The following is a 9,904-nucleotide window of genomic DNA, read 5'->3' on the forward strand; positions in this document are numbered from 1 at the left end:
TCAGCCCCGATTCAGCGATGACCCGCCACACTGGGGGGATGCGGATCCTGGTGGTGGACGACGAGGTGCGTCTGGCCGAGGGCGTGCGCCGCGGACTCGAGGCGGAGGGCTTCGCGGTAGACGTCGCCCACAACGGCATCGACGGCCTCTGGCGGGCCCGCGAGACCCGGTACGACGCCATCGTGCTCGACCTGATGATGCCCGGCATGAGCGGGTGGAAGGTGTGCGAGGCCCTGCGCGCCGAGGAGAACTGGACTCCCGTGCTGATGCTCACCGCCAAGGACGGCGAATGGGATCAGGTGGAGGCGCTGGAGAGCGGCGCCGACGACTACGTCACCAAGCCGTTCTCCTTCGCGATCCTCGTGGCCCGGCTCCGGGCGCTCGTGCGCCGCGGTGCCGTGGCGCGACCGACGATCCTGGAGGCCGGCGACCTGCGACTGGATCCCGCCGGACACCACGTGTGGCGCGGCGAGACCCCGATCTCCCTCACGGCCCGCGAGTTCGCGGTGCTCGAGCATCTGATGCGCCACCGCGGGCAGGTGCTGTCGAAGCGCGACCTCCTGGCCGGCGTCTGGGACGACGACTTCGACGGCGACCCGAACATCGTCGAGGTGTACATCGGCCACCTCCGCCGCAAGGTCGACAAGCCGTTCGGACGTGAGGCGATCGAGACCATCCGCGGGGCGGGCTACCGGCTGGCGGCGAACGGTGGCTAGGCGGCTCTGGCGGTCGGTCCGCGGCCGGACGACCCTGGGTGCCACCCTCGTCGTCGCGGTCGCGCTGCTCCTCGGGGCCTTCTCCTTCTACGGCGTGCTGAGCGCGAGTATCCACGGCAGCACCGAACGCGCGGCGGAGCAGCGGCTGGAGGAGCTCGTCAGCCGATTCGACGGTCCGGGACGCCGCGGCCCCGACCAGCTCGACGATGACCTCGTGCAGCTGCTCGGGCGGGACGGAGCGGTGCGCGCCGCCAGCGAGGAGGCCGCCGATGCGCTCGGCGCCACGCCGCTGCCCGTGGACGACGATCCGCAGGTCGTCCGGATCGACGGCGAGCCGATGGTCGTGGTGTCGGAAGACGTCGAGGGCGACCAGACCCTCGTCCTCGCGGTGCCGTTGGACGAGGATGCGGAGACCCTGTCGACGGTGGCGACGCTGCTCGTGATCGCCGTCCCCGCGCTGCTGCTGCTCGTGGCCGTCACGACCTGGCTCGTCACGGGGCGCGCGCTGCGCCCGGTCACCCGCATCCGCCAGGAGGTCGAGGGCATCACCGCCGAGCGCCTCGATCACCGGGTGCCCGTTCCCGACACCGCGGACGAGATCCACTCCCTCGCCGTGACGATGAACGGGATGCTCGACCGGCTCGACGCGGCGGCGACCGCGCAGCGCCGCTTCGTGTCCGATGCCTCGCACGAGCTCCGCTCCCCCCTGGCGACGATCCGTCAGCACGCAGAGCTCGCCCAGGCGCACCCGGAGGTGACGAGCATCGACGAGCTCGCCGAGGTGGTGTCCGAGGAGGGGCTGCGGCTGCAGGGCATCGTGGAGTCGCTGCTGCTCCTCGCCCGCCTCGACGAGGGTGTCACCGGGAGCACCGAACCGGTGGACCTGGACGACCTCGCCCTCGCGGAGGTGCGTCGGCTGCGGGCCACCGGGCTCGACGTCGACGGCTCCGGGATCCGTGCGGCCCGCACCGTCGGCGACCCCCGGCTGCTGGGCCAGCTGCTGCGGAACCTCGCGGACAACGCCGCGCGGCACAGCAACGGCCGGGTGGCGATCGGGGTGGAGCCGCAGACGGCGCACGTCGTCCTCACGGTCGAAGACGACGGCGCCGGCATCCCGCCGGAGGAGAGGGACCGCATCTTCGAGCGCTTCGTCCGGCTCGATGAGGCCCGCAGTCGCGACGCTGGCGGCAGCGGGCTCGGTCTCGCGATCGCTCACGGCATCACCACCGCCGCCCACGGCGCGATCACGGTGGACACGTCCCGGTGGGGCGGCGCCCGCTTCACCGTGACCCTCCCCCTCGCCGGCCCTCTCTCCTGACCGACCGCCCGGGCAGAGTTTCGGAGATCCCCGACGACACCCCGGTCATGGCCGACGCACGGCGGCGTGTCGTTCCCGAGCTCCGAGGTCGTGCCCGAGATATCGGTTCCTGAACGGGGCTTCAGGAGACTTCAGGGTGGCTTCAGCGGCGTCGGGAGACCATCGAGACATGAACGACAAGACTCCTGCTCCCGACCAGAACCCCACGCCGGACGAGAACGACACCGCGGGTCAGAACGCGGTACCAGCGGTCCCGAGCGCGGGCCAGGACCAGCACGCCGGACAGGACTCCCCCGCCGGCCCCGGCACCACCGCCGACGCGAGCGCCGACGCCCCGACGGTCCCGGTCGCACCGACCCCCGGCCCGACCTCCGGCCATGCCGCTGCCCCGAACGCCGCCCCGGAGGCACCGGCCGCCGCGACCCCCGCCAAGCCCGGACGTAAGCGCGCGCTCCTGATCGGCGGCGGGATCGCGGCCGCGGTGCTGCTCGCCGGCGGTGGCGTCGCGGTGGGTGCCGCGATCGGCGACGAGTTCGGTGACGACGACGACCGCCCCGCCATGGAGGGCCCCCGACACGAGGGCGACCGCGGCCCGCGCGGAGACCACCGCGGCGACGAGGATGCCCGCCCGAGCGGAGACCGGGGCGACCGCGGCCCTGTCACGGGCATCGGCACCGACGACATCGACGAGCTCCTCGCGATCGCCGCCGCAGCCCAGGATGCCGCCGAGGGCGAGGTCACCTCGATCGACGCGAAGCGCGACGGAACGTGGGAAGTGCAGCTGACCACGTCCGCCGGGGACGAGACCGAGGTGCGCGTGGACGACGACCTCACCGCGACCGTGGTGTCGACGGACGCCGCGGACGACGACGACAAGGGACCGACGCTCACGCTCGACGAGGAGACCATCCGCACTCTCGTCGACGCCGCCCTCGCGGAGGCCGAGGGGATGATCACCGACCTCGATGTGGACTCCGACGACGTGAGCCCCTACGACGCCTCCGTCCTCACGACGGACAACCGCTCGATCGACATCTCCTTCGACGCCTCGTTCGCGGTCGTCGGCACCGACGTCGACGAGTGACCGCGTCCCTGACGGCTAGCATGCAAGGATGACGAACTCCGATCCGATCGACGAGGTCTCCATCGGCGGCGAGGTCATCCGCCTCGGGCAGTTCCTCAAGTTCGCGGGACTGCTCGATTCGGGCGGCGACGCGAAAGAGGTCATCATCGACGGCTACGTCACCGTGAACGGCGAGGTGGACCGGCGCCGCGGGCGTCAGCTCCGCGACGGCGATGTGGTCACCTTCGAGGGCCGGGCGGTCCGCGTCCGGCCCTGACCCGGCGTCGCGGAGCCTTCCGCCGCCTCCGGGCCGCGGTTCCGTGCCTCGCTCACGAGCACCATGGTCACCCCGGCGCCGCACAGCGCGAACCCGCCGACCGTGATCGCCGTGAGGGGTTCACCGAGCAGCAGCGCCCCGCCGATCGCGGTCGCCGGGGCGACGAGGAAGAGCAGCGCCTGCAGTGCGGTGATGCCGACCCGGCGCAGCAGCCACCAGTAGAGGCCATAGGCGCCGAGCGTGGGGAAGACGGCGGTCAGCACCACGGCGATCCAGAACGACGGTCGCGCCGGCGGCACGAGTGCCCCGGCGAGCGCGGCGATGACGAGGAGCAGCACGGCGGTCACGCTCACGTGGATGGTCAGGGTCAGCAGCACCCCCGTGCGCACGGCCGTCCGTCGCTGCACCAGCGTGCCGATCACGAGGCAGACCATCGCCGCCGCCGGAAGCAGGTAGGCGACGAGCGGCGCGGAGCCGGCACCGAACTGCGACTGCACGACGAGCAGCACCCCCACCGCCCCGATCACCAGCCCCGCCACCTGGGCGCCGCGCACGCGGAGGCCCAGCACCGGCCCGACCAGCACGGCGACGAGCAGCGGCTGGACCGCGTCGATCAGCGCGACGGTGCCGGTAGCGATCCCTGCGGCGACGGCTGCGTACACGGCAGCGCAGTATCCGAACTGGGCGAGCGCGCCGATGAGCGCCTGGACACCGAGTTCCCGCGCCGTCATCCCCCTCGTCGCTCCGGACGTCGCGGCGAGGACCACGAGCAGGACGGCGAGCGGCGTGAACCGCCAGACCAGGAGCGTCAGCGGGTCGACGTCCGCGGTGGCGACCGCGGGGATGAGGAAGCCCGAGCTCCACGTGAGGACGAAGGCCACCGCCGCACCCACGGTCACGACTCGAGAGAGTATACCGATCTGTTTACTCATCCCGTCACTATACAGGTTGGTATACTCGCCGCATGTCGACAACCGTGCCGGAGCTCCCGCCCCTGACCCCCGGGGCGCGCCGCGTGCTCGACGCCGCCTCCGACCTCTTCTACGAACGCGGCATCCACGCCGTCGGGGTCGACACCATCGCCGCTGCGGCCGGAGTGACGAAGAAGACCCTGTACGACCGCTTCGGATCGAAGGAAGCGCTCGTCGTGTCCTACCTGCAGCACCGGGACGCCCGCTGGCGCGATCACGTCGCGGTTCACCTCACACGGGTCCCGGAGCCGGGACCCGCCCGCGTGCTCGCGATCTTCGATGCCGCCATCTCCTGGGTGCCGGACCACAGCACCAAGGGATGCAGCGCCATCAACGCGCGCGCCGAGATCGACGGCCCCGGGGACGCCCCACTGGTGCTCGCCGAGGCCCGTCGCGAGAAGGAGTGGCTGCTCGCGGTCTTCGCGGAGCTCTGCGGTGAGGCCGAGTTCCACGACCCGGACCGGCTCGCCGAGACGCTCATGCTCCTCTATGAAGGCGCGATCGTCACCGTCGGCATGGGGACGTTCGCGGAGCCGTTCGCGACCGCTCGGGACAGCGCGCGCCGACTGCTGGAGTCCACTGCGTCCTACGCGTCCTAGACGTCGGTCGTCGAAGAGGACGCGCGCGGCGGGAGCACCGCCCGCACCGTGACCACGAGGAACGCCACGAGCAGCACCACCATCATCACGTCAGCGACGATGTAGGCGTAGTGCGCGCCATCGGTTCCCGGCGCCTCCCGCCCTGCGATGACCAGGTCGCTCCGCAGGTTGAGGATCGGGCGGATGACGACCACCTCGACGAGGAACACCAGCCACAGCCCGCCGAGCAGCAGAGCCGAGGAACGCCCGGCACGGGCACGGACGCTGACCGCCGTCAGCACGAGGAGCACCGCTCCCGCGAGGACGTTGAGGGCGGTGAACACGAGACGACCGATGCCGAGCCCTAGGGGGATCGTGATTCCGGGAGCCAGGAACTTCAGCGGCGCCTCCAGGAACGAGATCGCGACGATCGCCCCGAGCAGGAAAGCCGGCAGCAGCAGGCGCAGCGCCGTCACCGTGCGTCCACCCGTCATGGCCTCAGGCTAACCGGCCGGTCCGCACCCCCAGCGGCGGGTGACCGTGGAAATAGCGCCTCATTCCGCGATCGGGGGATAATGGGTAACATGCCACGTCCTACCGACGCCTATCGCGGGCTCATGCAGAGCAGTCGGCTGCGGGTCCTCGCCGCCTTGATGGACACTCCGGGAATCGGCCTCGCCGAGCTCTCCCTCCGCATGGGCCTCCACGTGAACACGCTGCGCGACCACCTCCGCGTGCTCGAGGGTGAGGGCCTCGCCCGGTCCGAGGTCGAGCACACCGGTCGGCGAGGAAGACCGCGGCTGCGCTTCTCCCCCGTGCTGCCCAGCGAGCCGAACGAGATCGAGGAACGGCGGGTCCAGGAGGCGATCCGCCACGGCGACCTCATGCGCGCGGTGCTCCCGGCGACGCGATCCGGGCTCCCGGAGGCCGCGACGCATCAGCTCGACGCGCTGTTCCACCACCTCGACGACGTGGGCCTGCAGCCGGACATCGACGAGAAGGCGATGACCGTCGACCTCTCCCCCTGCCGCTTCCACACGCTTCTGACCGATGACCAGACCGTGGTCTGCCGGGTGCACGAGGAGCTCATGAAGTCGGTGCTGGCGAGAGCGGGCGGCCCCGTGGAGATCGAACGCGTGATCCCGTTCACGACGTCCCACTCCTGCCACGTCCGGCTCAGCCTCCGCGAGGAGTCGGCGTCCGACGCAGGACGGTGACGCCCAGGCTCAGTTGAAGTCGCCGCCCGGCGCCATGTCGGCGAACCGGGAGTAGTGCCCCTGGAAGGCGACGGTGATGGTCGCGGTCGGACCGTTACGGTGCTTGGCCACGATCAGGTCGGCCTCGCCGGGGCGGACGTCCTTGTCGTAGACCGAGTCGCGGTGCAGCAGGATGACCATGTCGGCGTCCTGCTCGATCGATCCGGACTCTCGCAGGTCGCTGATGGCTGGCTTCTTGTCCTGTCGCTGCTCGGGACCACGGTTCAGCTGCGACAGCGCGATGACCGGCACCTGCAGCTCCTTGGCGATGAGCTTGAGGCTTCGGGAGAACTCCGAGACCTCCTGCTGACGGGACTCGACGCGCTTACCCGACGTCATGAGCTGGAGGTAGTCGATGATGACCATGCGCAGACCCGCCCGCTGCTTCAGCCGTCGGCACTTCGCCCGGATCTCGACGAGCGTCATGTTCGGGCTGTCGTCGATGTAGAGCGGGGCGTCGTTGATGCGGCCGCGGGTGGCGGCGACCGTCGTCCAGTCCCGCGGGTCGAGCGTCCCCTTGCGCATGTTCTGCAGCGGGATCGCCCCCTCGGCGCTGAGCAGACGCATCGCGATCTCGCTCTTGCCCATCTCGAGGGAGAAGAAGATCGAGGGGAAGTCGTGACCGATGGAGGCGGCGCGCGCGAAGTCGAGAGCCAGGGTCGACTTTCCCATCGCGGGTCGCGCGGCGACCACGATCATCTGCCCGCCGTGCAGGCCGTTGGTGAGCTCGTCGAGCTCGCGGAAGCCGGTGGGGATGCCGGTCATGGAGCCGTCGCGGCCGTTGGCCGCCTCGATCTCCTCGACCGCGGCGTCGACGGCGACCGTGAGCGGCACGTAGTCCTCGGCCGTCTCCGAGCCGGTCACCGAGTAGATCTCGGCCTGCGCGTTGTTGACGATGTCGGTCGCGTCGCCCTGGCCGTCGTAGCCGAGCTGGACGATGCGCGTCCCGGCATCGACGAGGCGGCGGAGGATCGCGCGCTCGGAGACGATGCCTGCGTAGTAGCCGGCGTTGGCCGCGGTCGGGACGATCGACGTGAGGGTGTGCAGGTAGTCGGCGCCGCCGGCCTTGCTCAACTCCCCCGTCTTGATCAGCTCGTCGGTGACCGCGACGACGTCGGTGGGCTCACCGTGGGAGTACAGCGAGAGGATCGCCTCGAAGATGAGCTCGTGCTTGGGGATGTAGAAGTCGGCGCCCTTGAGCGTCTCGATCACGTCGGCGACCGCGTCCTTCGACAGGAGCATGCCACCCAGGGCGCTCTGCTCGGCGAGGAGGTCGTGCGGAGGGGTGCGCTCGGGCGGACGCTGCCCTCCCAGGCGCTCCTCGGAGATGTCGGCGATCGACACTGTGTTCCCTTCGATGCGACGGTTCTGAGGCGGACCCCGCGCGCGCATCCGCGGATGCCGGTGCGGGGGACCGCGGCCGCGCGGCGGCCATCCCCAGACAAGCAGGTGCCCCCGACATTCGGTCGCTCGACCACGCTATGAGCGGTCTCCACACGGTGCAACACGGCCTGTGGATAACCATGTGGACAGCGTGCGGACAATCTCGGAGTGTCTGTGCAGAACGGGTGTGGATAACCCGGTGGACGGTGTGAACACCGAACTTTTTTATCTACCCTGAACGGGGTTTTATCGTTTCCCCACCCTGTGGATGAAAACGAGTTTAAATTGCGCGTTGAAGGTTTCCCCTCCGGAGGGGGCATGTGTAGAACCTGGGGAAAGTCAAGCCGGAAATCCGCCGGGCGCGTCACGATCTGACACGAGAAGAATCGGATGTAAACGCCCCTGGACAGACAGGGGCTCCGCGAGTATTCTGCCTCCCATCGACACACCCGTGGACCTTCGGAGGGGGAGGACGACGTGGACGCTCGGAGCACCCGACGCGGCGTACCCCACGCCGTCCTCTGGGGTGGCATCGGCGCGCTCGCCTGGGCGGCTCTGACCGTCCTCACCGGCGGCAGCTCTGCACACGCGGACGAGCAGCCCAAGGGTCCGCTCGACGGCCTCACCTCTGTCGTGTCCGAGACCGTCACCGCCGTGACGAAGCCGGTCGTGAACAACGTCGTCGCTCCGGTGGTGAACCAGGTGGCGACGCCTGTGGTCCAGGAGGTCGTCGCGCCCGTGGTGCACGAGGTCGTCGCTCCGGTCGTGACTCACACCGTCGCTCCCGTGCAGGAGGCCGCTCCCGCCGTCGTCGAGACGGTGACCGAGACGGTGACGCAGGTCCCGGTCGTCGGAGACACTGCGGCTCCCGTGCTGGAGGCGGTCGCCGAGACCACCGAGACGGTCGTCGAGCCCGTCACCGACGTGCTCGGCTCTGCACCGGTCTCGCAGATCACCGCGCCCGTGCTCGACCTCGTCGGCGGCCTTCCGCTGGTCGGCGGCATCGTCGTCGACTCCGGCGCCATCGACCTGGTCGAGAACGTCGTCGGTGTCGTCGACGGCACGACCGGTCTGATCGGCGGCGTCGTCGACGAGACCGTTCCGCCGGTCGTCGAGGTGCTCACGCCACAAGAGCCGGCCGCACCGCAGACCCCGGAGGGCTCCGTCCCCGCGGGCGTCCCCCCTGTGCGCGACGACATCGCCGCGCTTCCCGAGCGTGCTTCCGCACCGTCGGCCCCGCCGAGCACGGGCCAGGACTCTGCGCTCCGTACCGTGGCTTCCTTCGCAGGCCCGGTCTCCGCGCCTGACTCCTCGGACGCCGGTGCCGGTGACACCGCTCCGGTGCCGTTCGGTGCCCCCGCGGGCGCCCCGGCCGCCCCCGCCTCTTCCTCCGCCGCCTCGGCCGGAGGTTCCACCAGCGCCCCCGCTCGCCTCAGCGAGATCGGCGCGACCCCGCTCCGTGCCTGGGAGCGGGCCGCCGGCGCACGGGACGACGCCCTTCCGGGCGCCCCCGTCGCCGACACCGACGTCTCGCCTGACTGACGGACTGTCGCGTCATCCCACCCGGATGACAGATGCCGTGCTGCGCGCGCACTTCCTCGCGTGCATCCCATCAGACAGACCAGTCACGTCAGGAGAACCATCATGCGTACCTACGCGAAGCGCGTCCTCTGGGGCACGCTCATCGCCGGCGGGATCACCCTGCTCGGCGCGACGGCCGCCAATGCGGCCGAGACATCCGGAGACGACGGCTTGCTCTCCGGCACCCAGGCCGTAGCGCCCATCACCGCCCCGATCACGGTCGTCGACAACGCGATCTCCGTGCTCGGCGACGCGGCATCCACCACACCGGCTCCCGCTCCGGCCCCGGCTCCCGCAGCCGCGCCCGCCCCCGCTCCGCAGACGAACGGCGCGGAGGGCACGGCATCCGGCACCCAAGCCGTGGTGACCGTGAACCTTCCCGTCACGGTGACGGACAACGCCATCAGTCTCACCGAAGACTCCACGACCAGCACCCCGGCCGCCGCTCCTCCCCAGAGCGCGGCTCCCCAGGCCCCTGACGCGGCCGGGGTGCTTTCCCTCGACACGGACGGCCTGGATGGCGTGCTCTCGGGCACCCAGGCTCTGGTGGCGGTCAACGCCCCGGTGACCGTGTCCGGCAACGCCATCTCGCTGCTCGGTGACTCCGAGTCGGCCGCTGAGGGAGAGAGCGCCGCAGCACCGGCGCCTGCCCCGGCGACCGGGTCGAGCACCTCGGGCGAGGACGGCACCGCGAGCGGCACCCAGGTCGTCGCCCCGGTGACGGCCCCGGTCAGCGTCGGCGGCAACGCCATCTCGCTCCT

Annotated in this window: 11 protein-coding genes; 8 read left to right on the plus strand and 3 right to left on the minus strand. The window is 70.9% G+C overall.

The features are described from left to right. Positions 1-38 precede the first annotated feature (38 nt). The 4 genes from KZC57_RS09605 (at position 39) to KZC57_RS09620 (ending at position 3,374) form a co-directional block, all read left to right on the plus strand. Positions 39-716, plus strand: coding sequence for a response regulator transcription factor (locus KZC57_RS09605; protein WP_025102802.1), 678 nt, complete (start codon positions 39-41; stop codon positions 714-716). Then, positions 709-2,034, plus strand: a complete 1,326-nt coding sequence (locus KZC57_RS09610) for a HAMP domain-containing sensor histidine kinase (RefSeq protein WP_247641590.1) — start codon at positions 709-711, stop codon at positions 2,032-2,034. The genes KZC57_RS09605 and KZC57_RS09610 overlap by 8 nt, the downstream gene beginning before the upstream one ends. A gap of 169 nt (positions 2,035-2,203) precedes the next feature. Further along, positions 2,204-3,118 carry a hypothetical protein gene (locus KZC57_RS09615; protein ID WP_247641591.1) on the plus strand — a complete coding sequence of 305 codons (915 nt, stop codon included), beginning with the start codon at positions 2,204-2,206 and terminating at the stop codon, positions 3,116-3,118. 28 nt (positions 3,119-3,146) lie between these two features. Next, complete coding sequence (locus KZC57_RS09620; protein ID WP_025102805.1) at positions 3,147-3,374, plus strand: RNA-binding S4 domain-containing protein; 228 nt, start codon at positions 3,147-3,149, stop codon at positions 3,372-3,374. Here KZC57_RS09620 and KZC57_RS09625 read toward each other — a convergent pair. Beyond that, the gene (locus KZC57_RS09625) at positions 3,314-4,306 is read right to left on the minus strand and encodes a DMT family transporter (RefSeq protein WP_247641592.1); all 993 of its coding nucleotides are present in this window, start codon (positions 4,304-4,306) and stop codon (positions 3,314-3,316) included. The two genes, KZC57_RS09620 and KZC57_RS09625, sit on opposite strands and share 61 nt — an antisense overlap. A 32-nt stretch (positions 4,307-4,338) precedes the next feature. Here KZC57_RS09625 and KZC57_RS09630 point away from each other — a divergent pair, with 32 nt between their 5' ends. After that, a complete protein-coding gene (locus KZC57_RS09630) occupies positions 4,339-4,944 on the plus strand; it encodes a TetR/AcrR family transcriptional regulator (RefSeq protein WP_247641593.1) in 606 nt (201 codons plus the stop codon). Here the strand turns inward: KZC57_RS09630 and KZC57_RS09635 are convergent. After that, positions 4,941-5,417 carry a hypothetical protein gene (locus tag KZC57_RS09635; RefSeq protein ID WP_247641594.1) on the minus strand — a complete coding sequence of 159 codons (477 nt, stop codon included), beginning with the start codon at positions 5,415-5,417 and terminating at the stop codon, positions 4,941-4,943. The two genes, KZC57_RS09630 and KZC57_RS09635, sit on opposite strands and share 4 nt — an antisense overlap. A gap of 90 nt (positions 5,418-5,507) precedes the next feature. On the opposite strand from KZC57_RS09635, the gene KZC57_RS09640 reads away from it, so the two are divergent. Continuing rightward, positions 5,508-6,140, plus strand: a complete 633-nt coding sequence (locus KZC57_RS09640; RefSeq protein WP_247641595.1) for a winged helix-turn-helix transcriptional regulator — start codon at positions 5,508-5,510, stop codon at positions 6,138-6,140. 9 nt (positions 6,141-6,149) lie between these two features. Here KZC57_RS09640 and dnaB read toward each other — a convergent pair whose 3' ends face one another. Beyond that, complete coding sequence (dnaB, locus tag KZC57_RS09645) at positions 6,150-7,523, minus strand: replicative DNA helicase (protein ID WP_062637804.1); 1,374 nt, start codon at positions 7,521-7,523, stop codon at positions 6,150-6,152. 516 nt (positions 7,524-8,039) lie between these two features. Here dnaB and KZC57_RS09650 point away from each other — a divergent pair. Continuing rightward, positions 8,040-9,104 (plus strand): hypothetical protein, encoded by a 1,065-nt coding sequence (locus KZC57_RS09650; protein WP_060923359.1) that lies wholly within the window; start codon positions 8,040-8,042, stop codon positions 9,102-9,104. A gap of 102 nt (positions 9,105-9,206) precedes the next feature. After that, on the plus strand, positions 9,207-9,904 hold a 698-nt coding region (locus tag KZC57_RS09655; protein ID WP_247641596.1), incomplete at its 3' end, for a chaplin family protein.

It is taken from the genome of Microbacterium sp. KSW4-4 (genome assembly GCF_023091185.1).
In the GTDB taxonomy this organism is placed as follows: domain Bacteria; phylum Actinomycetota; class Actinomycetes; order Actinomycetales; family Microbacteriaceae; genus Microbacterium; species Microbacterium paraoxydans.

Bases quoted from the DNA above. Each gene is read 5' to 3' on its own strand.
- KZC57_RS09605 (WP_025102802.1), top strand. From the start codon at position 39: ATGCGGATCCTGGTGGTGGACGACGAGGTGCGTCTGGCCGAGGGCGTG.
- KZC57_RS09615 (WP_247641591.1), top strand. From the start codon at position 2,204: ATGAACGACAAGACTCCTGCTCCCGACCAGAACCCCACGCCGGACGAG.
- KZC57_RS09620 (WP_025102805.1), top strand. From the start codon at position 3,147: ATGACGAACTCCGATCCGATCGACGAGGTCTCCATCGGCGGCGAGGTC.
- KZC57_RS09625 (WP_247641592.1), bottom strand. From the start codon at position 4,306: ATGAGTAAACAGATCGGTATACTCTCTCGAGTCGTGACCGTGGGTGCG.
- KZC57_RS09630 (WP_247641593.1), top strand. From the start codon at position 4,339: ATGTCGACAACCGTGCCGGAGCTCCCGCCCCTGACCCCCGGGGCGCGC.
- KZC57_RS09635 (WP_247641594.1), bottom strand. From the start codon at position 5,417: ATGACGGGTGGACGCACGGTGACGGCGCTGCGCCTGCTGCTGCCGGCT.
- KZC57_RS09640 (WP_247641595.1), top strand. From the start codon at position 5,508: ATGCCACGTCCTACCGACGCCTATCGCGGGCTCATGCAGAGCAGTCGG.